The organism is Marinobacter daqiaonensis, from assembly GCF_900115285.1.
Taxonomy (GTDB): Bacteria; Pseudomonadota; Gammaproteobacteria; order Pseudomonadales; family Oleiphilaceae; genus Marinobacter; species Marinobacter daqiaonensis.
The window spans coordinates 297840-321322 of sequence record NZ_FOYW01000002.1; the positions used below are offsets into that span (position 1 = coordinate 297840).

The window sequence follows — 23483 nt, forward strand, 5'->3', positions numbered from 1 at the left end:
CGACAACAACAAAACAGGAATCTCAGAACATGATAGACACGATCAGAACCTGGCACCGGCTGATGGAAAACCGGGATGTGAATGGCCTTGACGACCTTCTGGCCGAAGACGTGGTTTTCCATTCGCCGGTGGTTCACACCCCGCAGGAAGGAAAGGCCATTACCAGCCAGTACCTGGCGGCGGCTTTTTATGTGCTGGGCAACGAGCAGTTTCGCTACCTGCGGGAGGTCGTTGACGGCAACAACGCGGTGCTGGAATTTTACACGGAGCTCGACGGCGTCGTGATCAACGGTATCGACATGATCCACTGGAACGAGGAGGGCCGCATTACGGATTTCAAGGTTATGGTGAGACCGTTGAAGGCCGTCAATACTCTCCACCAGAAGATGGCGGCCATGCTGGAGGCCCGAAAGGGCGGATGACGAGCACGTTTTCGCTGGATCTGCCCACTGTTCAGGGGGAGTGGGCACAACCCGAGCATCGTGATCTTCGGGTCATCGGCGGCTGCCCTCCGGCCGTAAGCTCCCGAGTCTCAAAGTCATGAAGGTTAATAGGAGAGACGGGGCACGTACCCCATGCCTGCAATGCTGACAGATTTGAAAGCCCCGAGAAAAGAGAGCCGACATGACCCACTCCCCGATACCCGCGCGAACCACATGCACCGTCTGCCAGGGTGATCGGCTGCAACTGCTGGCCACAGTTGATCACCGGGTCTACCGGCGCTGCGTTCGTTGTGAAGCGACCCTGATGGACCCTGCCGGGTGGCTGCCGGAGGATGAGGAACGGGAGATCTATCGCCTTCACGACAATGCCGTTGATGATCCTGGCTACCGGCGCTTTCTGGACAAACTGGCGGAGCCTCTGATGGAGAGGCTGGCTGCGGGCCAGCAGGGCCTGGATTTCGGATGTGGCCCGGGGCCCGCACTGGCGGACATGCTGGCGGCGCGGGGATTGGAGGTGACGCTCTACGATCCCGCTTTCTTCCCGGACCCTTTGCCCCTTGCCCGACAGTGGGATTTCGTGACTTGTACGGAAGTCGTGGAACACCTCAAGGACCCCTACACGGTGTTTGGCAGCCTGGGGGCGCTGTTGAAGCCCGGCGGCACTCTCGGTGTCATGACCTGCTTCCAGACGGATGACAACCGTTTTGCGGGCTGGCATTACCGTCGTGACCCGACACACATCGTGTTCTACCGCGAAAAGACATTCCATTGGCTGGCGGACCATTTCGGCTGGCATCTGACTATCCCCCGAAAGGATGTGGTTCTGTTGCAGCCAAAGTGACATTCTGCCGGTTACGGTTTGTAAACTTCCCATGTATATCAGATGGACAGGCTTAGTATTTCACTCAACAGTTTCAATGATATGTGGAAGTGGCTGTTCCATATGAATTATTAAAATTGTAACGATGCGCTAAAAGGTGACGTCAGCTCTGGAATCAGGGATTACCGATGATTTAGGATTGGCCGGGTGTACAGGCAACCGGAACGTTTCAACCTGGCCTCATGAAGCAGTCATTCTTCTCCAGACGGAATCCGATGTGGTTGACGGTGCTGGCACTCATGGTGTCGGGGGCCGTGGAAACGACTGCTGCGACAGTGGTTTCCGGCCAAGGGCCTCACCAACAGCGTACACCGGGCCTCTTTCAGGAAAGTCTGCATTATATCCGCTCAAGGCCATTCCGCACGGAGGCGGAAGGCCATGCCACCGCCCCGGGCCCCGACTTCGACCAGACCGTCCCGACTGTTCCCGTCATTCCACTGTCGTCCGCGCCCGCCCGGAAAGAGTGGGTCGGGCAGAAATTCTATCTCACCGGCGAAGATCATGGTGACGCCCGCACCGACCGCGTCAGGGTCGGTTTTGAAACCGATGGGCTCCCGGGAGTCAGCAACAATCTTGCGCTGGACTATAACTGGTCCACTTCCCAGCAACCGGGCGATGTCACCATGGATATGGGGTTCTCCTGGCAACTGCCCTGGCATGGCAATCACTTTGGCATCAGGGGACGTTTCCATGAATACGAAGACGAGGTTGTCAGGGGCGGTGCCGTCAAAGAGGTTGGTGGTGACCGTCAGACTCTTGAGCTCGACCTGACCCGCAATCTCTATAGTGGCGGTCCAGGCCGCCTTGACGCCAGTGTCATTACCATGGATGTTGCCAGCCGCTGGTACGAGAACGGGGATCGGACCGGTGAGTCCAGGCGCAGCTATTCCCTGATGCGCCTTGATGGCCACCTGGACACACCACTGCCGTGGCTGGGCGCTGAGGGCTATCTTGACCTCATGGTGGAGGCCTGCGTTGCCCTGACCCAGGGCACGGACCAGGAGGCTTGCGGGGAGCGGCTGGGGGATTTTCAGCGCTACAATCTGGCCGGGGGGCTGACCCGTGAATGGCTGAATCTCAGTTGGGGCATGCGTGGAGAATACCAGTATGCACCGGATGACTTGCCGTCCTGGCGATATCTTCAGGTGGGCAGTCCGGGCATGATCCATGGTTTTGGTGGTCAGGCGCTGCGCGGGCGCAAAGGGGGATGGTTACGCCTTGACAGTGAAACCCCCAGCCGCCCGCTCTGGCTGCCGTCCGCCATTCGCACCAGCCTGAGGTTTTCACTACTGGGAGGCTGGGCGGATGGCCTCGCGGGCAACCCGGACAGCAGCAGCCACGTCAGCGCCGCCGAGGTGTCCTGGCGTGTCGAGGGTGAGCGTCTCGCCGCCAGCCTGATGGCTGGAACCCTGTTGGACACCGACGGTCCGGGTATTGCCTCTCCCGAAACACCGGACGTGTCGTTCAATCTGTCTTGGTCTCTCTGAAAAACCGGCACCTGGAGGAGGCTTATGGCAACTCCTCGTGGAGGACATCAATGACGAGGCGATCGTGCTCATAGATGTCTTTCCGGAAGCGAAGCCGGCCGGCATCACTGACCTCCGCCGTCCAGTAGGCCATCACCAAAGGAACCGGTTGGGGCAGGTGAATGTTTCGGGTCTCGCCGGAGCCCCGGAGCTGCTCGAGTTGACGCCTGAGCTCTGTCGGCGCCCCTGCGAACAGGTGCTCGGTCAGCTCCGGGGCATTTTCCACCCGGACACACCCGGAGCTGTAAAAGCGATTGGGCATCTGGAACAGCCGCTGCGACGGCGTGTCATGCAGGTAAACCGAAAAGGGGTTGGGAAAGCGGATGGCGACCTGCCCCAGAGCGTTGCCGGGACCGGCGGCCTGTCTCAGCATCAGAGCGCCCGGCCTGCTCCAGTCCACATCCTCCGGGGGAATCGGGTTTCCGCTCCGGTCAAGCACGGTCAGGTTGTTGCGGCTCAGGTACTCCGGGTCCTTCTGAATGGCGGGCAGGGTATCCTCGTAGAACACCGTGGGTGGGATCGTCCAGGTAGGGTTCACGGTTACGTGACTGATGGCAGAGGTGAGCGCCGGGGTTTTCCTCTCCGGGCGGCCGACCTGCGTGTTGCTGCGCCACGCCTCCCGACCCCCCTCGAAGTAACTTACATCGGCCCCGTTTATATCCACCAGCACCATGCGATCAGCCAGGTAGGGGCTCACCCAGCGCAGGCGCTCAAGATTGGCGCGCACCTGAGCGGTCCACGAGGCCGGGGAGCGGTTCAGGGTTTCCAGGGTCCTGGGGCCAACCACCCCGTCCACGCCAAGTCCGTGGTCCCGCTGGAATGATTCTACCGCTAGCCTGATGCTGTCATCGTAGCGCCGGTACGGTGAAGAGTTCGCTGCCGACGGGTTGGCCTCCGGATTCTCGTGGGACGGTGTCGGGAGGTAGCCCTGAACGGCCAGGCGTTCCACCAGGGCCTGTACTCGTGGCGTACTGTCCCCCGGGCCCAGAGTCGGGCCGGGAGCAACGGACGGCCAGCTCAGCGGGAGCGCTTTACGCCATTCCCGGAAAGCCGATCTCAACTCCAGATAGGCCGGCGCGTCGGGCCGTGCAATCTGATAGGCTTCCCGTAAGCCCCCGCGGCTATAGAAGTTACGGTGAATGTCGATGGCGAACAGTTCGGCGTCCCGCTCAACGGGCTGGTGGTGCCACATCAATCCCAGCTCGTCAGGGTCCAGACGCCCGAACTTCAGATCCGACAGGGACCAGGCCAGCGCCAGGGAAGCCAGCCTCGCGTGGCACTGGGTTGGTTCTGCCCCGGACCAGATCTGCTGGGCGACAAGCGCCAGTTCCGCCAGGAAATAACTCTGGGGGCTCAGTCCGTCAATCCGCAAACGGTCAAGCTGTCGCAGCAGACGCTGCCATTGAAGCGGTTCCTGCCAGCGGTCATGATGGGGTTTGATGGATTCAAGGTGGAGCAGCGTTTCCAGAACAAATTCCGGTGTCTCCACCGATTCGGGGCAGGGTACCTCAAGGGACTGGGCCCGCATGGGGGCCGACAGGAGAATAAGGCATAGAGTGGCGGCCGGCCTCAGACTGCCTGTCCAGCCACGAAAAAGGCGATTGCTCGAGGCCTGTTTCATAGTGCTCTTCTCCAGATCCGGATTTTCGTGAAACCGGGCTCTCACTGTGTTTCCTTTTGTGGGTTTTTTGTACAATCCGAACCGCTTCCCAGAATGTTGGAGGAATTTTGCTGCATAATGGCGGCACTTTTTGATATTCACTGGATACGAGGAAAACGAATGAGAGTCACAGGCCTGAAGCGCACTTTTTGGATGTCGGTTTGTGCGCTGACGTTCAGTGTGTCACTGCCAAGTGTAGCAGCGATCTCCAGCGACGAGCTCCTTTCAGGTCTTTCGGAGTCTGCCCCCAATCTTGACCCCCGGGTTCTGCGGTATGCCCTGGATGCCACCAGTTGCGCGGTCCGCAATGGCACGGCATACCCGGAACGCCTCGCCGTGATCGACTTTTCCCTGCCGTCCAGCGAACAGCGCCTGTGGATATTTGATCTGGAAAAGCGCCAGCTTCTTATGAGAGACCTGGTGGCTCACGGCCGGAACTCCGGTGATCGTGATGCCACCGCTTTTTCCAATGTGGAAGGCAGTCACCAGTCCAGTATCGGTCTTTTCAGAGCCGCGGAGAGTTATCGTGGCAAGCATGGCTACTCGCTGCGGCTGGACGGGCTCGAGCCCGGCTTCAATGACCTGGCCCGCCAGCGTGCCATCGTGATTCATGGTGCCGACTATGTGGACCCGTCCTGGGTGACCACATATGGCCGCATCGGACGTAGCCAGGGCTGCCCGGCGGTTCGCCAGGAGATCATTACCGAGGTCGTGGACTCTCTCAAGGGGGGACAGCTGGTCTTCAAGTACTACCCGGACCAGGACTGGCTGGCACGCTCCGGCCTTCTTCATTGCGGCGACAAAGGTGGCGCAATGGCCGGCGTAACCGGGGAATCGGCCGACCACAGCCGCGACTCCTGACAAGTCCGGTACCTTTCTTGCCCACACCCTGATCTGCCCCGGGGTTTTTACCCCCGGGCGGGTTCTCGGCTATCCTGACAGGTGCCAGGCTTCCGCCCGGCGCCAACAACCATGTCAGACCCGCAGGAGAACCCCTATCATGTCTGCAGCATCGCTTCAGGGTAAGCGCATCCTCGTCACCCAGGCAGGTGACTTCATGGGCCCCACGCTTTGTGAAGTACTCGAAGAGCACGGCGCCACGGTCATTCCCAGCCATGACGATGTCACTGATCCGGAAGCACCGGCTCGTATTGTCAAAGCTGCCGGACAGGTGGATGTCCTGCTTGCCAACCTGGCGGTTCCAGCGCCCTCAACTCCCGCTGCGGAGGTGAGTGACGATGAATGGCGTGACACCTTTGCCGCCATGGTGGACCCGCTGCCGCGCTTTGTTCAGGCAGTATTGCCGGGCATGCTTGAGCGCGGTGGCGGCAAGATCCTGGTCATGGGCAGTGCATCGGCCCTGAGGGGCATGAAGCGGGCCTCCACCTACAGCGCCGCCCGGGGAGCGCAACTGTCCTATGTCCAGGCCGTTGGGGTGGAGTTGGCCTCAAAGAACATACAGGTCAACCTGATTGCCCAGAACTTCGTGGACAATCCCACCTACTTTCCCCCGGAAATCCAGGAAAATCCGCGCTTTCAGGAACGGCTCAAACGGGAAGTCCCACTAGGCCGACTGGTGGGCGCGCGGGAAGACGCCACCTTTGCCGCCTATCTCTGTAGCGATGCCGCCGACTGCTTTGTGGGTCAGGCCTTTCCGGTATGTGGAGGCTGGGTCAACCGTTAGTGGCAGCCCGGGAGGGAGGTTTTGCCAGGATCGCCGTTTTCACATCAGGGAGGAATGCCATGGAAACCGGGGTGGTTCTCACCGGGGGCGGCGCCAGGGCCGCTTACCAGGTAGGGGTGTTACGGGCTATATCAGACATGTATCCGGACTGGGAGAACCCGTTCCGGGTGATTGTCGGCACCTCCGCCGGCGCCCTGAACGCGGCGGCCCTGGCCAGTGGCAGTCCGATTTTTCGCCACAATGTGGGACATCTTGAAGGCCTGTGGTCGGAAATCTCGGTTGATCGGATCTATAAGAGCCAGACCCTCGACATTCTCCGTAATATGAGAGGAGTGGCCCGGGGACTTTTCTCCCGGCAGAGTCAGAGTGGTGGCCCCATGGCGCTGCTGAACAACAGTCCCCTCAAGGGCATGCTGGAAAAAGAGCTGAACTTCGACGCGATTGGCGAGGCGATCCGGGAGGGTCGCATTTCCGCGGTGGGCGTCAACGCCTGCGGCTACTCCACCGGCCAGAATGTCTGCTTCTTTCAGGGCCGGGAAGGCCTTAAAAGCTGGAGCGTGGGACAAAGGGCGGGTGCCAGGGTCGACCTGGGCGTGAGCCATGTGCTGGCATCGGCTGCCATACCCACGGTTTTCCCGCCGGTGCTGATACACCGGGAGTACTTCGGCGATGGCGTGACCCGTCAGATGGCCCATGCCAGCCCGGCGCTCAGGCTGGGCGCACAGCGATTGCTGGTGGTGGGTGTCAGCGCCAACAGCATGTGCCCTACCGAACGGCCCGAGTCTCCACACAGTCCCACCTTCGCCCAGGTGATTGCCCAGGTATTCAACGGCATGTTCCTGGATACCCTGGACTATGACATCGAGCGTCTGCGGCTGATCAACCAGCTGATTGAACTGGTGCCTCCCGGGGAGCTGGAAAAATCAGGCCTGGATCTCAAACCGGTAAAGGTCCTGGAAATCTCCCCCAGCCACCAGATCAATGACATCGCGGCCAAGTATATGGACGGGATGCCTCTGGTTCTGCGCAACCTGGTGGGCGCCACAGACAGACGTCACGGTACCGCGGCGAGCCTTGCCAGTTACCTGCTTTTCGATCCGAGGTTCTGCAGGGAGTTGATCAGGCTGGGTTATCAGGATGCCCAGGACCATGCCCGCCAGATCGAGCGGTTTTTCAAAACGTAGAAAGACCGGAGGCTTCCATTATCCGGTAGCGCCAGTAGCTGATCCGGGATTCATCGGTGTTGGCGGAGTAGGCCAGGCTGAAGGCGGGTGTGGAGTCCGGGTCGTCCTGCCAGAGACGGTCGAACAGATCGCTGCTCGCTGTCATGACCTTCGCGCCAGGCGGCCCGTTGACCAGCAGAGAGGTTTCCAGATTGTAGTCGTCCAGGTTACGACGGGTGAAATTGGCAGAGCCGAGGAGCAGACTCGCTTCTCCACTCTGCTCCCGTAACATCAGCAGCTTGTTGTGGCACTGCTCGCCAGAGGTATTGCACCAGCGAACCTCAATACCCGCGTGATGTAGCTCCGCGGCCACCTGGCGGTTGGGGATGCCGTTCTTGGCGTAGCCGAAAGCCTCCTGATTCTGGTCCAGAAGGACGCGGACACTGACACCGCGTCGACCGGCCAGAATCAGCTCGCGAATAATCCCCCGGTGTGACAGATAGAACATGGCCAGGTCCAGTTGATCGCCGGCGCGAGCGCGTCCGATCAGCTTTATGGCGGCATCGCGGATCGCCGCTTCCGTCAGCACCTGCCCCCGGAGCGCGCTATCCTGAGGCTGTTGCGGTTCAGCGGCAGGGGGCAGCGACCACTGTGGTATCCCGGCTTCGGAGAATGCCAGCACGGCTTCCTCCGTGGCGAGCAGATCCCGTGCGGCGGGGCCGGCAAAAGTGATCGCCGTGTTCCAGTGGCGACTGCTGCCGTCATGGGGATTGGCGGAAGTAATCAGTCCCCGCAGTTGATCGCCTTCGTCGACGATGAGTGTCTTGCGGTGATTGGCCTTGAAGTTCGGCAGCGCCAGATAACTCCTGAGAGTGACTTTGCCGCCATCAAAGGCGTTGGGCAGCCAGCCCCCGTCGGGGCTGTTGCCAAACCACTGGCAGCAAAGCCGCCAGATTGAGGACCAGGCGGGGTTGGAGTCCCGTAACTTGCGGAGGTCTGTCTCAACCACCGTAATGCCGGCCCCGCGAAGCCGTTCAAAGTGGGGCTGGCGGGTGCCCCCGTAGAAGGTGTTGAAGGGGTCGGTGATCACCACCATGGTCAGCTCCGGCACGGCCTGTTTCCGTGCCAGCAGTGCCTCGGTGAGTTTCGCCGCCAGGGGTTCGAAACTCTGATCGGGCGCGCTGCTGTTGAACAGGAACATGTCGACAACGATAAGCTCCCGAGCCTGTGCAACCAGTCGGAACACCTCTTCGAAAATGCCCTGGCTCTGGAGGTGATCGCCGTCCACCGAGCGCCAGCTGAGATCGGCGATCAGCCTTACATCGTAAAGGGGTTTGCTGGAGGCGGCCTTCGAGAGGCCTGCCGGCAGCGGCTTGAACGTGTTATAAAGTCCTGTCGCCAACAGCACCAGAAAGAAAACGGTGACAACGAGTTTGAACGAGATCAGGTGCATCCCTGCCGGGTCTCCCATGGTGAAACACGATAAAAAAGGTCGGATCAATATGATAGGTTACGTCACTATCGGTGTCAGTGATATGAGTCGCGCCAAGTCCTTCTACAGTGAGCTACTGGCTGAGCTGGGCGCAAAGGTCCTGCTGGACAAGGACCGAATAGCCTTTATCGGGAAGAGTATGGGGCAACCCATGCTGGCGGTCTGTATCCCCTATGACAAGGAGCCGAACCATCCCGGCAACGGCAATATGGTTGCCATCAATCCTGGCTCCAAAGAGATGGTAGACAAGCTTTACCACAAGGCCATCGAGCTTGGGGCGAGCTGCGATGGCGAACCGGGCCAGCGGATTCCAGATCGATTCTATGGCGCCTACTTCCGGGACCCGGACGGAAACAAGGTCGCTTTTTTCCACTTCGGATAAGACGCTCGAGGAGGCTCGATGTCCGACCTGAATGATCCCAGAGTACTGTTTGCGGCGGAACGCACCCTGCTGGCCTGGAATCGCACCAGTCTGGTCCTGATTGCCTTCGGCTTCGTGGTGGAGAGGGCGAATGTCCTGCTCCAGGTGGTGGCGCCGGATCAGGTGGGCGATTTCAAGAACTCGGTGACGTTCTGGCTGGGCATTGCCTTCATTGTTCTTGGGGCATTCAGTGCCGCTTACTCGTCGAAGCAGTACCTGGCAGTCCTGAGAACTCTTTCCACCTCGGAATTCCCCCCCGGCTACCGGGTGGTCTGGGGGCTTACCGTCAACCTGGTTATCGCTCTGCTGGGCGGGATTCTGGCGGTGGCCCTGGTTATCGGTGGATGACCCTTCCCGAATAACCGGGGCGACTGCACGGGGAGTCACAAACCGCTGCGGTGTCATCGATGATAGGGCGGTTCAGGGGGTGGCAATGTCCACCGGATCCTCATCAATGATGAGACGGTTGCCATCCCGGTCCTGGGTGCGGCCATCCTCCTCAGAGAATGTGCGTTCCACTACTTCATCCGGGTCCTCGGATACCAGGCGAATGCGGGTCTCGTTGCCCCGGTATCGTTGTTCGGTGTCATCGGTCCAGTGCAGGAGCACCAGTGACAGGGCACCGCCCGCGCTGTCCGAGCCCATGATGTACTCGTCATAGCGCTCGGTGCTCCGGAAGTCCTGTTCGGTCAGGCCCACCCGGAAATCATAGAAATCCCGGGCTGCCTCAAGGTCGCTGACGCCGATTCCAACGGCGGACATCAGGGGTGAGGTGACTTGTGGGACCTCAGTAAATTCTATCAGGTTGTTGTCCGGGTCACGGCCGAAGCCGACGACGCCCAACCCTGGCAGTGCCAGAGGGGGCTGGGTGACATTGCCGCCAGCGTTGGCGAACTGGTTCGCGAGGGCCTGGGCATCAGGAGTGGAATATACGATCCTGCCCGGATTGTCCTGAAGGTTGCGGCCGAGGCCATCGGTGAACTCGATCAGCGTCAGGGTCGCGACGAAGCTGCTGCCGGGCGACTCCAGGGTAACCCGGCGACTGGTGCCGGTTTCCGTCTCTTCCACGACATCCATGCCCAGTCCCTCCCGATAGACCGGGACCGACATGTCGAGACTGCTGACCCCCAGCTCGAACCCGATGACCTGACTGATGACAGGATCGAGTTCCTCTCCGCTGTTGTTGTCATCCTCATCTTTCCCCTCGCCGAGTACCGTAGCCCAGTCGCACCCGGTAAGGGTTACGAAGAACATGAATGACAGCAGCAAGGGCAGTCCCCGAAAATGGCAGTCCCTCATAGGCATAGTCAACATCCTGTCGGTGGTGGTTCAGGTCACTGACCGGCGTTCTGTTGATCACCGGCAGAATCCAGTATGAAAAAACGGTGGCTGATGTTTGTGACTCAGGTCCGGTTATGTGGGCCGCTCCTCATCTCAGTAGCTGTTTCGCGCCTCAGGCTGCGCTACTGGCGCAGAGGCGCCAGCAGCCGTCACGGGCGCTATTGATATCCTCCTCGGTGAGCCTGGTATAACCGGCCCGTTCCGCCTTCATCAGGTTGACAAAAGCACCCCACACAGTGGCCATGATGATCTCGGCACGCATGTCGGCGCGGAAGATACCCATGTCCTGAAGGTAACGACAGACGTCGGCCTGGCGCTTGAGTATCCTGTGTTCCATCTCTCGGGACGACCTGTCCAGGTAGGGCAGGTGATACTGTAGCTCAAGGAACCGGAATGACCTGGGATGCTCTCGGGCGAAACCCACCATTCGCAGCCAGAGCCCGTGGAACAGCCGACGGGGATCGGATTCATCGCCTGACTCGCCGGTAAGGCAGCGTTCCAGCCTTTGCTTTTCTTCCTGGTACAGGGCGTTCACAAGGGCTTCCTTATTCTGGAAATAACGGTATATGGTACCGGTGCCTACCCGGGCCCGGGCCGCAATGTCGGGAACTGCTACGCCGTTGACTCCCAATTCTGCGAACTGTTCGAGGGCGGCTTCAAGTATGGCCAGCCGCTTGGGATTCTGGTCGTTTTGTTGTGTTTGTAACGAGCTTGCTGGCATGGCCTTCCTCTGAGACAGACTCCGCCGGGACAATGGAGCGCGCATTTATCAATGTCGTTTAACTGTTCAGGTTAACAGCTTGTTGGGATTTCTGCCTGATTTCCAATGCTCCTGAAATGCCGGTTGACCTTCTGCGGATTTCACTTCATGCTAATCCGGTTTCATTACGCAACCAAAAAAGGAGGTCACCTCGTGACGCACTATAAGAACCGCGCTGTAATCCTTAACAGGCGCCCCCAGGGGGAAATTCAGGAAGGGGACCTGGAGATCACCGAGAAGCCAGTGCGGGAGCTGAAAGAAGGAGAGGTACTGGCCAAGACCCTATGGCTGTCACTGGACCCTTACATGCGTCCGCGGATGAATGACTCCAAGGGTTACATGGACCCGATCGGTATCGGTGAAGTCATCGTGGGCGAAGTGGTGGCCCGTATTGAGGAGTCCCGCTCCGACAAATACCAGGTCGGTGATCTGATCACCTGCTATTCCGGCTGGCAGGAGTACGCGGTATTCCCCGACAAGGCGGATATGGTGTACAAGATCGAGGAAAAACCGGGTGTGCCGCTTCAGGCCTACCTGGGTGTGGCGGGCATGCCGGGGCGTACCGGTTACTGTGGCCTGATGTACGTGGGCAAACCGAAAGCTGGCGAGACCGTGGTTGTGTCGGCCGCCTCCGGTCCCGTGGGCACGGTGGTTGGACAGACCGCCAAGAAGGAAGGCTGCCGGGCGGTGGGCGTGGCCGGTGGTCCGGAGAAATGCCGTTACGTGGTCGAGGAGCTGGGCTTTGACGCCTGCGTCGACTACAAGGCAGGCAACCTGGAGGAAGACCTGAAAGCTGCTTGTCCGGACGGTATCGACATCTACTTCGAAAACGTCGGTGGCGCCGTGACCCGCGCTGTCGCACCGCTGCTGAACGAAGGCGCCCGGGTTCCCATCTGTGGCTACGTGTCAGCCTACAACGCCGAGGATCCCTCCAAGGTGGAGACGCCGTTCCATGTTTTGAAGGCCCTTGACCCGGTTCCGGAGCACCGTTTCTTCCTGGTCACCGAATGGCAGGACAAGCACCAGGAAATCACCCGGATCCTGGCGGACCGGGTGGCTTCCGGGGAGCTGAAGTATCGCGAGACGATTGCCGAGGGCCTTGAGAATGCCCCCGAGGCGTTCAAGGGCATGCTGAAAGGGAAGAACTTCGGTAAGCAGTTGGTCCATGTGGCCGACTGAATCGAGGCTTGCGGCCCCCTCTGCCTGCGATCCCCACTGAGGTGAGGTGAGGTGAGGTGAGGGGAGCGGGGGCCTTTTACCGGGACCGTCGAACGCCAGCCCGTGAAGAGCGCTAGCTCTTCACGGGCTGGCCATGGCCAGCTCCGGACCTTTGTTGCGACGCAGGAGCAATCAGCAACAAAGGGCGTTCGTCGAGCCTATGACCGCCACGGATGGCGGAAATGCCCTAAATCTCAGCGTTGTGATAAACGTTCTGCACATCATCCAGATCGTTGAGCATGTCCAGGAACTTCTCGAACATCTCCACGTCCTCGCCTTCCACCGGTGTAGTGGTCTGGGGCAGGAACTGAATCTCGTCCACCTCGAACTCGATACCCTCAAAGGCGGTACTCAGCGCCTGCTTGGCCTTGGCGTACTCGGTGTTCGGGGCGAAGACGGTAATCAGGCCCTCTTCGTTCTCGATGTCGGTGACATCCACGTCCTCTTCCATCAGCGCTTCCAGCACCGCTTCCTCGTCCTCGCCCTTGAAGGCAAGAATGGCGCAGTGATCGAACATGTGGCTGACGGTGCCCGGTGTGCCGATCTTGGATTTGGTCTTGGTGAAGCAGACGCGGACATCACCGAAGGTGCGGTTCGGGTTGTCGGTAAGGCAGTCCACGATCACCATGCAGTTGCCCGGACCGAAGCCCTCATAGCGGGCGGCCGAGAAGTCCTCGCCAGCGCCACCACGGGCCTTTTCGATGGCCTTCTCGATAACGTGGGTTGGCACCTGGTCCTTTTTCGCGCGGTCGATAAGGCCCCTCAGGGTCAGGTTGCTGTCCGGGTCCGGGCCACCGGATTTGGCGGCAACGTAGATTTCCCGGCCGTACTTGCTGTAGACCCGGGTCTTGGCAGCGGCCGTCTTGGCCATGGAGTCTTTTCGGTTCTGGTAGGCTCTGCCCATATTGGTGTCCTGTGGTTCGTCACAAACAGCGAATAGTACACGCACTTCCCGCGACGGACCACTGACCTGTGTCACGCTCCGGCCGGGCACCTGCGAGATTATCGCCTCAGGCCAGGACAATCCGGTTCCGGCCACATTCCTTGGCCATGTAAGGGGACTTGTCTGCGCGGGCGATGAGGCGGGAAACGGCCACCCCGAAACTGCCCGTATGATTGACCGGGCCGGCCTTGCCAAGTTCCACGGGGTGGGCGGTCAGTGCCTTGCGGAGTTTTTCGGAGGCGGCAACCGCCCCTTTCTCGTCGTTGTCCGGCAACAGGATCAGGAATTCCTCGTCGCTCCAGCGGATTTGTTCCGGGGGGATCTTGCATTATCTGACATTCCGGGAGGGAGAAGCCGCGGCTCCAGCGGAAACCGATAGCTGGCCGCCGCTGGAGCCGGGGATTGCTTGTGCGACCGCCGAACCGGGTCAGACAAACTCTGTGGGAGGGCGGTAGTGCTGCTGTTCCATCAGATCGATTCCACATTCCACCGAAGACACCCAGTCCAGGAACCGCTCCACCATGACCGGTCCTTCAAAGCGTTTGCCATGTTGAGGCACGATCATGGCCACATCCATGCCCTGAACCATGTTGGCCCAAAGTTCGCAAACCTTGCGTGAGGCAATGTACCGGCGATGGAAACCCCTCATGAAGGGGATGTGTCTGTCGAAGTCAGTCACCGGCCTGTGGTCCTCGCTGGCGCCCATGGAGGCACCAAGGTCGCCGGAGAACAGGATCTTCGAGACCGGATCGTAGAACTGGAGGTTGCCCACGGAGTGCATGAAGTGGGCGGGGATACACTGGATGTGGCTCTCACCGAAGCGAACCTTGGCGCCGCCGTCGGGGATCGGGATGATCCGGTCGAACACGCTGCTGCCCAGCTGGTTGGTCACATATCCTGATGCCAGGTGAGGCAGGAACCGGGCCCAGAGTTTCGAGGTGACAATGTTGGCTCTGGTGTGAACAAGCCAACGGTCGATGGCGCCGATGATGTCCGGATCCTGGTGGGAGGCGAACACGTAATCCATCTCGCGGATGTTCATGTACCGGGAGGCGGCCACAGCAAGGGGGGTATAGGTCAGATCGCCACCTGGGTCGATCAGCGCTTCGTGGTCGCCGTCCACGAGCAGAAACTGGTTGGACTGGACACCTTCCCCGGTGACCAGTGAGTCGAACATGAGGCACCTGTGGTGCCCGTTATCAAACAGAACAATGGGTTCAGCTGCCACCTTGGACTCCTGCTAGCGGGCCGGCCAGGGGTGAATGGGGTCCGGCGGGCCGGCCGGGATGGATCTGGCGGCGAGAATATAGAGCAGGTCAGGGTGGCGCATTGCTCCAGGTCAACGAAGCTGACATTAGTCAACTTCGCCGAGGGTTTGCCGCAGTCGCCGCAGCCCCCGCCTGAGTGCCCGCTCAAGGGCCATCTGCAGGGTCGGTCCGGAATAGGGGACCACCTCGTCGAATTCAATGGTGTAGTGGATCCGGGTGCCGATGTCAGGTAGTTCGGACAGCCGTATACGACCGAGATGGTTGCGAAATGCGCTGAAACTGGTAACGGTGTACTCGATGAGGTGGTCCGGCTCAAAAGTGATAATGGTTTCTTCGAAACCCACTGGCCCCACGCCGAGCCAGCGCACAGAGCCGATCCCGTTGGGGTCCGCCTGGTCACTGTCGCGAATCCGCTTGACCGGGAGGCCAATCAGCGGCCCCAGGCGGTTGTGGTCGGAGATCAGGTCAAAAACCCGGGCCCGGGGGAACGGCAGCTGATCCGTCAGTTCGACTCTGAAGTTTGGCATAGGGAGCAGGCTGTAATTGTTGTTTGAGCTGCTAGCCTAGCGCGAACCAGCCCATGACAAAAGGTGTTCCAGCCATACTTTATCGGAGTATTGCCCGGGACGGAGCTGGATTGCGGGTCACTACGGGGAGTCTTGTCAGGGCATCAGCGGCGCGCAGGCCTGAGGGAACTTCCATTAAATATGGCTCGGTCGGGCCCATACCTTTTACGCATTGTCTATGCTGTGTTCAGTCCTCTCGATAAAGCCGCTGACGGAACAGACAGGAGGAAAGCATGAGCACACCGGAAACCATGAAAGCGGTCCAGCTCACCGGTCATGGTGGGCTCGACAGGCTCGTCTATCGGGACGATGTGCCGGTTCCCCAGCCGCCGCAGGGTGAGGTGTTGATCCGGGTCAGTGCCTGCGGCATGAACAACACCGATGTCTGGGTGCGGGAAGGAGCCTATGGTTCCGAAACCGACCCGGAGTCCGTATCCACCTGGCGACGAGGCCGCTCGACCCTGAGTTTTCCCCGTATACAGGGTACCGATATCGTGGGTGAGATCGTCGCCGTCGGCGAGGGGGTGCCGGAGTCCCGGGTCGGAGAGCGGGTGATTGTGGATTTCTCCATCTACAATCGCCCACCCGGAGATGACAGTCTGGCGGACATCGACTACATCGGCCATGGTCGTGACGGCGGTTACGCCGAATACACCTCCGTTCCCTCGGATAATGCTCACACCGTGGACACGGATCTTTCCGATGCCGAGCTGGCAACGTTCTGCTGCGCCTACCTCACCGGAGAGCATATGCTTGAACGGGCCGCCCTGAAGGCCGGGGAGCGGGTCCTGGTCACCGGTGCCTCCGGCGGTGTTGGCTCGGCCATTATCCAGCTGGCCCGTGCCCGGGGAGCGATCCCCTACGCGGTGACCACGCCGGAGAAAGCCGACGCCCTGAGGGACGTCGGGGCGGAGGACGTTATCTTCCGGGGCGAAGGCGACCTGGTTGAAGAGGCGGCGACAATGGCGCAGGGCAAGCCCATTGATGTGGTGGCGGACCTGGTGGCCGGCCCCATGTTCAATGACCTGTTGCGAATACTGAAGATGGAGGGCCGTTACACCACCGCCGGCGCCATCGCAGGACCCGTGGTCGAGCTGGACCTGCGCACCATGTACCTCAAGCAGCTGCAGCTTCATGGCTCGTCACAGGGAACCCGCAGGGACTTCCAGCGGTTGCTGGGATACATCGAGGACGGGAAAATCCGACCTCTGCTGGATCGGACGTTCCGCCTCTCTGACTTTCATCACGCCCAGACCGCATTCATGGCCAAGCACTACATTGGCAAGCTCGTTGTCGTGCCTGACAGTATGTGGGAGGAAAAAGGAGCGGCCTATGCCCGTGACTGAGTCTCGTCGGGTACGTGACCACCGGACCCGCTCCATCGAGCTGGTGGATATGCAGTCCGGGGGAGATGTAAGTCGTATTGTTACCCGGGGTGTGGGCCACCTGCCCGGGCGATCGGTTCTGGAACAGATGCGGTATATCAAGCAATACGGTGATGGTCTGCGCCGCTGGCTGCTCAATGAACCCTATGGTGATCCCTACATGTCCGTGGACCTGATCGTTCCTCCGGACCATCCCCAAGCCCAGGCGGGTTACATCATCATGGAGGCCATGGGCTACCCCCTGTACTCCGGGTCCAATACCATTTGCACGGCGACCGCCATTCTGGAGAATGGGGTGGTGCCCATGGAGGAGGGCGAACAGACGCTGGTGCTGGAATCCCCGGCGGGCCTGGCATGGGTCACCGCCCATAACCGGGACGGTCGTGTGCAATCCATCACCACCCGGAGTGAGCCGGCTTTCGTCTTCGAGCAGGACATGAAAGTGGATGTTCCCGGCTGGGGCGAAGTTACCTTTGACCTGGTCTGGAGTGGGGCCTATTTCGCCCTCGTTGAGGCCGAGGACCTCAATCTGGTGCTGGCGCCGGGGGAAATCGAGCGCATGTGGCAGTTCGGCCTTGCGTTCGTGGAGGCGGCCCGATCGGTGGTTACGGACCAGCATCCGGAATTGGGCGAGGTCGGCCCCCTGCCATTCATCCATTTCATGGGTCCTCTGGAGCCCGTGGATGGTGGCTACCGGTCCCGGTCTGCCACCTATGTGCATCCCGGCGTTATCTGCCGCAGTCCCACCGGAACCGGGACCAGCGCACGGATGGCGTTGATGCACGAAAAGAACCAGCTTCGGGTGGGGGATACCCTGGAGACGGTGTCTCCCAAAGGCAGCTCGTTCGTCGGTCGCCTGCTGGCGGAAACCAGGGTCAGTCACTATCGGGCCGTGAGCACCGACATCACGGGTCGGGCATGGACCATTGCCCGGTCCGAGGTGTTTCTGGATCTGGACGATCCCCTGGTCGATGTTTCCGATCTGGAGAATGTTCTTATCTCCGATCCTGATTCCTGAGTGTTCCCGTTATCGCAGTAGTGCCGTCATCTCCAGAACCGACCGGGCCACCTCCGGCAGCTTCCGACCCTGGTCCATGGCCAGCTTTCTCAGTTGTTTATGGGCTTCGTCGTCTGAGATCCGCTGACGCTTCATCAGCAGCAGAACCGCCTTCTCCAGGGTCCGGCGGTCTTCCAGCGCTTCCCGCGCCAGGCGCAGCTCCCCGCTGAGCTGTTCGAGTCTGACCGCCTGCTGCTGGACCAGCTCGAATACGGATCGTCCCAGTTTCTGGCCGACCCCGTCGCTGCGATACGCATCCGGCTTATCGCCGGGGTAATCGCCAGTGCAGAGCGCCCGCATCGGGTCCTGGTCAGGACCAGCATCATCCAGGGCGTCCATCAGGTCCTCTTCATGGGTCAGGGCGCTCCGGGCCTCCGTGTAGCGAGCGATGCAACGGCGATGGAAATGGTCCTCCAGCGTATCCTCAATCCGTTTGAGTTCGTCGATACGCTGGGTCGTCAGTTCAAACCACTGGCCGGACAGGTTTGTGTCGAGGGGCTTGTAGCGGCCCACCGAGCACGCCAGCCCCCTGAGGTGTTGCAGATCCCGCCAGTACTCAGCGTTGGTGTGGTGTTGCCAAAGCATCAGGAGTTCCTCGTCGGCAAAACGCTCGAATACGGCAAAGGATCGTTCCTGTGCATCAATCAGGTGCGCTATGCGCCGGGAGAGTGCACTGTCGAAGTGGCCCCTGGAAAATCCGAGGGAGCCACTGGCCCGCTCCTGTCCGGCCATCTCCTTGCCCTGCATGAGGTTGACCATGGCCACCAGCATGCCCGCAATGGCAGGGTCCACCACTGTTTCGGCCGCCTCGAAAACCACGGCCAGCAAGTGGCGGATGCGCTCGTTATAGCTTTCGATGGCGATCTCCGCCGAAACGGATTGCCGGCGAATGTCCGCCCGCAGAACCGGCAGGATGTCGAGGCCATGGAGCGCAGCGGCGATACTGTTCAGCAGGCTGATGCTGGCGGGATGACTGGTCAGTTCAGCCTGGATTTCCAGCAACTCATACTCAAAGGTCTGCTGCTGCTGGTTGCTGTTGCTGACCATGGCACCCAGCTCGTCGAAAAAACGTTCCCCTTTCGATCCGAGGTAGACGTTGGAAGCACCCCGCTCGCGCTGGAGGTGATGAATCAGGTTGCCGATACTGAGCACCAGTTTGCCCATCTGCAGGAAGCATTCGAGGTTTCTCAGCTCGCACCGCTTCGATGCGATCAGGTAATCGGTCGCCCGGGGACGCGGACGGTGTGTGGAGCCCATTTTTTCGGCTGTCATCATTGGACCTTCCTGGAGGGTTATCCGGCCTGATCGAATGCCGGGTTCTGGAATCGATCTGGATTACACGGTTTCCAGCAATTACCAGGCCAGTGGGCGCCGGGCGTTTCCATTACTGCCACCACAAACGATCGTTTGAGCGCCGACCGGCTTTTTGCCAGAATAGCCGCTTGCAAACAATAAGCGGCGCTGGTGGCTCGGCCGAATTCAATCCAGGAGTAAAAAAAACATGTCCAGGGACAGGTTAATCGCGGTAGGGCTTTCGGGCGTGGCGGCGGTTCTTCTGGTGGTGTGGCTGGCAACCGGTGATATCCGGTCGGCGAGAGATGAGGGTGCCCCGCAAGAACTTCGTGAAGCGTCCGAGCTCGCCTCGGTTCAAGTGGAGCGTCGTCAGTCCGAAATGTTCCGGCCCAGCATTCGCCTGCAGGGACAAGTGGAGCCATGGCGACGCCTGGTGGTTAGTTCCCGCCTCAGCGGTGTGGTGGAAAGCATTGCGGTGGAGCTGGGGCAGCCGGTGGCGCAGGGCGATACGTTACTGACACTTTCCGCGGATGAAAGACCGGCGGCGATTGCCCGCAGCCGGGCGCGGGTACGGCAGCTGGAGGCGGACCTGGCTGCGGTCGACCGTCTGCGCTCCGACCGCCTGGTTTCCGAATCCGAAAAGCTCCGACTCGAGGCCGAGCTTGCATCCGCACGGGCCGATCTTCAGCAGGCACAGCTCGCCATGGCGTACCTCACGCCCTCCGTCCCATTCGACGGGGTCATTAACGCCCGTTATGTGGAATCCGGCAGCTTCGTCCAGGTGGGCGAACCTCTGTTCGAGGTGGTCCAGGTGGATCAGCTCAAGGTCACCGGCTTTGTTCCCCAGCAGCAGGCGGGCCGCCTCATGTCAGGCCAGGAAGTGCGAATCACCCTGTTGGACGGTCGGGAGCTCGCAGGCGAGCTTACCTTCGTCGCGAGCACGGCGGACCCTGAAACCCGAAGTTTTCCCATCGAGGCCAGAGTGCCCAACCCGCAGGGTCTGCGGGTCGCCGGTAGTAGTGCCAGCCTGGCCATTGCGCAGCCGCCGGTAGAAGCGCTCTTCATATCCCCGGCGTTGTTGAGCCTGGGAGACGAGGGCCGTCCGGGTGTGCTGCATGTAAACACAGACGACGAAGTGACGTTCACTCCGGTTGATCTGCTGAGCGTCAGCGAAAAGGGTGCCTGGGTTTCCGGGGCGCCTTTCCCGATCCGGCTGATTACCCGGGGTGGGGGATTTGTGACCGAGGGACAGAAGGTCCGGCCGGTACTGTCGGGCGCCGAGGGATAACCCTATGAGAGGCTTCATCTACGCGGCCATGGATCGAAGCCGCACCTCGCTTCTGCTTCTGCTGTTCCTGCTTGCCGGTGGCATCACCGCCTTCCTCACCATTCCCAAGGAAGCCAATCCGGATGTAACCATTCCCATGATCTATGTCTCCATGACCCTGGAGGGTGTCAGTCCGGAAGATGCCGAGCGGCTCCTCGTCCGGCCGATGGAACAGGAGCTGAGGTCACTGGAAGGCGTCAAGGAAATGCGCAGTACCGCCTCGGAAGGCCATGCATCAGTGATGCTGGAATTCGATGCCGGATTCAATCCCGATCTGGCACTCCAGGACGTTAGGGAGAAAGTGGACACGGCCCAGGCTGAACTGCCCTCCGAAGCGGACGAGCCCACGGTCAATGAAATCAATGTGTCGCTGTTCCCGGTTCTCTCCATCGGGCTATCCGGCCCCTTGTCGGAGCGCGAGCTGATCACCGTCGCCCGGCGTCTGCAGGACGCCATCGAGGGTATTCCGGAAGTCCTTGAGGTGGAGATCGGTGGCGAGCGGGAGGATCTCCTCGAGATTGTGGTGGCGCCCCAGGTCCTGGAAAGCTACGGCGTGGACTACGATCAGCTCGCTACGCTGGTTGCCCGGAACAACCAGCTGGTGGCGGCGGGAAGTCTTGACACCGGCGCCGGTCGGCTTGCCATCAAGGTGCCGGGCGTGGTGGAGAACGTGGAGGACGTCCTTGCGATGCCGGTCAAGGTCAGTGGCGACCGGGTGGTGACCTTCGGCGACGTGGCAGTACTGCAACGAACCTTCAAGGACCCGACCGGGTTCGCCCGCATCAACGGCGAACCGGCGGTGGTGCTGGAGGTGTCAAAGCGCGCCGGCGCCAACATCCTGGAAACGGTTGCCAAGGTACGTGGCCTGGTCGAGGCAGCGTCGTCCCGTTTCCCGGAGGGGCTTGAAATTCGCTACACCATGGATCAGTCCCAGGACGTTCGTAACATCCTCTCTGACCTGCTGAACAATGTCCTCGCCGCCATTGTGCTGGTGGTTATCGTTGTTGTCGCAGCCATGGGACCGCGGTCGGCGAGCCTGGTGGCCATCACCATTCCCGGTGCTTTTCTGACCGGAATCCTCCTGATCTGGGCCATGGGATACACCCTCAACATTGTTGTGCTGTTCAGCCTGATCCTGGTCGCCGGCATGCTGGTGGATGGCGCCATTGTGGTCTCTGAACTGGCGGACCGGAATCTGTCGGAGGGCATGCCGGTGGCGAAAGCCTGGGCGGAGGCAGCCAGTCGCATGGCGTGGCCCGTGATCGCTTCCACCGCCACCACACTGGCGGTATTCGTGCCGTTGCTTTTCTGGCCCGATACGGTCGGTGAGTTCATGAAGTTTCTGCCGATTACCGTCATTGTCTGTCTGACCGCTTCGCTCGCCATGGCTCTGGTGTTCCTGCCGGTTATGGGCGGCGTCAGCGGCGGTCGGAGAACCCGGCAGCCCGGCGGAGAGGGCCGATTCCTGAAGGGATACCGCTCGGTTCTGCGTCGCCTTCTGAGCTACCCCGGCTTGACCCTTCTGGGAGCCCTGGTGATCATTGTTTCCATCGGCTGGGCCTACAAATCGTTTAACCACGGCGTGGAGTTCTTTCCCGATGTGGAGCCGGAATCAGCCCAGGTTCAGGTCAGGGCCAGGGGGGATATGTCCATCCAGGAACGGGATGTCATCGTGCGAGAGGTTGAACGTCGCCTGAGCGGCATGCCGGAAGTGGAGACCCTGTACGGTCGTTCAATGATCAGTCCGGGCAGTCAGCTGGCGCCAGATGTTATCGGTGTGTTGCAGTTCCAGTTTGTGGACTGGGATCTGCGCCGCCCCGCGTCGGTCATCCTGGAGCAATTCCGCGAGATTACCGCGGATATGCCAGGCATCGTGCTTGAATTTCGCCAGCAGGAGGATGGTCCCGGCGCCGGCAAGCCCATCGAAATCATGGTGACCGGCAGTGATTACGAGGCGCTTGATACCTATGTCACCCAGCTCAGGGCCGTCATGGATGACATGGACGGCTTCAAGGATGTGGAAGACGACCGCAGCCTGCCAGGTATCGAATGGCGCCTGGAGGTCGACCGCGAGGCGGCGGCCAGGTTCGGGACCGATGTGCTGAGTATCGGAAGCTCGGTGCGCCTGGTCACTAACGGCCTGGTTCTGGCAACCTACCGCCCCGAGGATGTCAGGGATGAGGTGGACATCGCGGTGCGTGTGCCCAATGCCTGGCGGGAACTGGATCAGTTCGAGCGTCAGACCATTAATACCAGTCGTGGCCAGGTGCCATTGTCACAGTTTGTCAGTCTTGAACCCGCCGAGAAGACCGGTACCATCGCGCGGCTGGACGGCCAGCGCGCCATTACCGTCAAGGCCGATGTGGCACCGGGTGTAAACGCTGACCGGCAGCTCACTCTGCTGCGGGAAAAATTGCCTGAGTTGCCGGCGTCTGTCCGTCTGCTCTACGGTGGTGAGGACGAGGAACAACGTCGAACCATGCAGTTCCTCATGACCGCGTTTCTGGTCGCCATCGCCCTGATGGTGCTGATTCTGGTAACCCAGTTCAACTCGCTCTATCAGACCCTGTTGATCCTGTCCGCCATCGCCTTGTCGACCGCGGGTGTGCTGCTGGGGCTGCTGCTTAACCGTCAGCCGTTCGGGATCGTCATGGTGGGAATGGGTATCATCGCCCTGGCCGGCATTGTGGTGAATAACAACATCATTCTGATCGATACCTATAACCGGATTCGGGCAGAAGGTATGAGCCCATTCGATGCGGCCCTGGAAACGGGGTGTCTGCGCCTGAGGCCGGTGCTTCTGACGGCGGGCACCACCATCCTGGGCCTTATCCCGATGGTGGTCGGAGTGAATGTGGACCTGATCACACCGTCACTTGGCATTAACGCGCCTTCCACCCAGTGGTGGACACAACTTTCCAGCGCTATTGCCGGTGGTCTCGCCTTCGCAACCTTACTGACCCTGCTGCTGACGCCAGCCCTGCTGGTTCTCGGAGCGAGATTCGGCCCACCAGGCAGGGAGCCAGTTTCCTGATGCAGGAAGACTCCCGGTGGGT

General features: G+C 60.5%; 22 protein-coding genes. 13 read left to right on the plus strand and 9 right to left on the minus strand.

Going from position 1 to position 23483, the window contains the following annotated elements; genetic code table 11:
* The first annotated feature begins 29 nt into the window (after positions 1 to 29).
* The 3 genes from BM346_RS14150 (at position 30) to BM346_RS14160 (ending at position 2810) form a co-directional block, all read left to right on the plus strand.
* Positions 30 to 422, plus strand: a complete 393-nt coding sequence (locus BM346_RS14150; RefSeq protein ID WP_092014461.1) for a nuclear transport factor 2 family protein — start codon at positions 30 to 32, stop codon at positions 420 to 422.
* Between the two features lie 202 nt (positions 423 to 624).
* Positions 625 to 1284, plus strand: coding sequence for a class I SAM-dependent methyltransferase (locus BM346_RS14155; protein WP_227663000.1), 660 nt, complete (start codon positions 625 to 627; stop codon positions 1282 to 1284).
* A gap of 254 nt (positions 1285 to 1538) precedes the next feature.
* Entirely contained in the window at positions 1539 to 2810 is a 1272-nt protein-coding gene (locus BM346_RS14160; RefSeq protein WP_092014464.1) for a ShlB/FhaC/HecB family hemolysin secretion/activation protein, read from the plus strand.
* A 22-nt stretch (positions 2811 to 2832) separates the two neighbouring features.
* Here BM346_RS14160 and BM346_RS14165 read toward each other — a convergent pair whose 3' ends face one another.
* Positions 2833 to 4470, minus strand: a complete 1638-nt coding sequence (locus tag BM346_RS14165) for a L,D-transpeptidase family protein (RefSeq protein ID WP_139229942.1) — start codon at positions 4468 to 4470, stop codon at positions 2833 to 2835.
* A gap of 192 nt (positions 4471 to 4662) precedes the next feature.
* Here BM346_RS14165 and BM346_RS14170 point away from each other — a divergent pair, with 192 nt between their 5' ends.
* From BM346_RS14170 to BM346_RS14180, 3 genes are all read left to right on the plus strand, one after another.
* A complete protein-coding gene (locus BM346_RS14170; RefSeq protein ID WP_174805187.1) occupies positions 4663 to 5370 on the plus strand; it encodes a murein L,D-transpeptidase catalytic domain family protein in 708 nt (235 codons plus the stop codon).
* 139 nt (positions 5371 to 5509) lie between these two features.
* On the plus strand, positions 5510 to 6193 hold the full coding sequence (locus BM346_RS14175) for an SDR family oxidoreductase (RefSeq protein WP_092014473.1): 684 nt from the start codon (positions 5510 to 5512) through the stop codon (positions 6191 to 6193).
* Positions 6194 to 6252: 59 nt separating this feature from the next.
* Entirely contained in the window at positions 6253 to 7377 is a 1125-nt protein-coding gene (locus BM346_RS14180) for a patatin-like phospholipase family protein (RefSeq protein WP_092014476.1), read from the plus strand.
* On the opposite strand, the gene BM346_RS14185 is transcribed toward BM346_RS14180, so the two are convergent.
* Complete coding sequence (locus BM346_RS14185) at positions 7367 to 8809, minus strand: phospholipase D family protein (protein ID WP_167812678.1); 1443 nt, start codon at positions 8807 to 8809, stop codon at positions 7367 to 7369. The two genes, BM346_RS14180 and BM346_RS14185, sit on opposite strands and share 11 nt — an antisense overlap.
* A 49-nt stretch (positions 8810 to 8858) precedes the next feature.
* Between BM346_RS14185 and BM346_RS14190 the strand changes: the two genes are divergently transcribed.
* Entirely contained in the window at positions 8859 to 9230 is a 372-nt protein-coding gene (locus tag BM346_RS14190) for a VOC family protein (protein ID WP_092015053.1), read from the plus strand.
* Between the two features lie 18 nt (positions 9231 to 9248).
* Positions 9249 to 9617 carry a YidH family protein gene (locus BM346_RS14195; protein ID WP_092014479.1) on the plus strand — a complete coding sequence of 123 codons (369 nt, stop codon included), beginning with the start codon at positions 9249 to 9251 and terminating at the stop codon, positions 9615 to 9617.
* Between the two features lie 72 nt (positions 9618 to 9689).
* On the opposite strand, the gene BM346_RS14200 is transcribed toward BM346_RS14195, so the two are convergent.
* Together BM346_RS14200 and BM346_RS14205 are read right to left on the minus strand one after the other, a co-directional pair.
* Positions 9690 to 10574 carry a VOC family protein gene (locus BM346_RS14200; protein WP_167812677.1) on the minus strand — a complete coding sequence of 295 codons (885 nt, stop codon included), beginning with the start codon at positions 10572 to 10574 and terminating at the stop codon, positions 9690 to 9692.
* Between the two features lie 148 nt (positions 10575 to 10722).
* Positions 10723 to 11331, minus strand: a complete 609-nt coding sequence (locus BM346_RS14205) for a TetR/AcrR family transcriptional regulator (protein WP_167812676.1) — start codon at positions 11329 to 11331, stop codon at positions 10723 to 10725.
* 192 nt (positions 11332 to 11523) lie between these two features.
* Between BM346_RS14205 and BM346_RS14210 the strand changes: the two genes are divergently transcribed.
* The gene (locus BM346_RS14210; RefSeq protein ID WP_092014488.1) at positions 11524 to 12549 is read left to right on the plus strand and encodes an NADP-dependent oxidoreductase; all 1026 of its coding nucleotides are present in this window, start codon (positions 11524 to 11526) and stop codon (positions 12547 to 12549) included.
* Between the two features lie 226 nt (positions 12550 to 12775).
* Here BM346_RS14210 and BM346_RS14215 read toward each other — a convergent pair whose 3' ends face one another.
* From BM346_RS14215 to BM346_RS14230, 4 genes are all read right to left on the minus strand, one after another.
* Entirely contained in the window at positions 12776 to 13492 is a 717-nt protein-coding gene (locus BM346_RS14215) for a YebC/PmpR family DNA-binding transcriptional regulator (RefSeq protein WP_092014491.1), read from the minus strand.
* 106 nt (positions 13493 to 13598) lie between these two features.
* The gene (locus BM346_RS14220) at positions 13599 to 13853 is read right to left on the minus strand and encodes a diguanylate cyclase domain-containing protein (RefSeq protein ID WP_092014494.1); all 255 of its coding nucleotides are present in this window, start codon (positions 13851 to 13853) and stop codon (positions 13599 to 13601) included.
* Positions 13854 to 13958: 105 nt separating this feature from the next.
* Positions 13959 to 14759 (minus strand): oxygen-binding di-iron domain-containing protein, encoded by an 801-nt coding sequence (locus BM346_RS14225; RefSeq protein ID WP_092014497.1) that lies wholly within the window; start codon positions 14757 to 14759, stop codon positions 13959 to 13961.
* 126 nt (positions 14760 to 14885) lie between these two features.
* Positions 14886 to 15326: an SRPBCC family protein gene (locus BM346_RS14230; RefSeq protein ID WP_092014500.1), complete on the minus strand. Its 441-nt coding sequence runs from the start codon at positions 15324 to 15326 to the stop codon at positions 14886 to 14888.
* A gap of 272 nt (positions 15327 to 15598) precedes the next feature.
* On the opposite strand from BM346_RS14230, the gene BM346_RS14235 reads away from it, so the two are divergent.
* Positions 15599 to 16711, plus strand: coding sequence for an alcohol dehydrogenase family protein (locus tag BM346_RS14235; protein ID WP_092014503.1), 1113 nt, complete (start codon positions 15599 to 15601; stop codon positions 16709 to 16711).
* Positions 16704 to 17768, plus strand: coding sequence for a proline racemase family protein (locus BM346_RS14240; RefSeq protein ID WP_227662998.1), 1065 nt, complete (start codon positions 16704 to 16706; stop codon positions 17766 to 17768). The genes BM346_RS14235 and BM346_RS14240 overlap by 8 nt, the downstream gene beginning before the upstream one ends.
* A 9-nt stretch (positions 17769 to 17777) precedes the next feature.
* Here the strand turns inward: BM346_RS14240 and BM346_RS14245 are convergent, their stop codons facing one another.
* Positions 17778 to 19082, minus strand: coding sequence for a nitrate- and nitrite sensing domain-containing protein (locus BM346_RS14245; RefSeq protein WP_092014510.1), 1305 nt, complete (start codon positions 19080 to 19082; stop codon positions 17778 to 17780).
* Between the two features lie 226 nt (positions 19083 to 19308).
* On the opposite strand from BM346_RS14245, the gene BM346_RS14250 reads away from it, so the two are divergent.
* Together BM346_RS14250 and BM346_RS14255 are read left to right on the plus strand one after the other, a co-directional pair.
* The gene (locus BM346_RS14250) at positions 19309 to 20388 is read left to right on the plus strand and encodes an efflux RND transporter periplasmic adaptor subunit (RefSeq protein WP_092014513.1); all 1080 of its coding nucleotides are present in this window, start codon (positions 19309 to 19311) and stop codon (positions 20386 to 20388) included.
* Positions 20389 to 20392: 4 nt separating this feature from the next.
* A complete protein-coding gene (locus tag BM346_RS14255) occupies positions 20393 to 23461 on the plus strand; it encodes an efflux RND transporter permease subunit (RefSeq protein ID WP_092014515.1) in 3069 nt (1022 codons plus the stop codon).
* Positions 23462 to 23483: the final 22 nt, after the last annotated feature.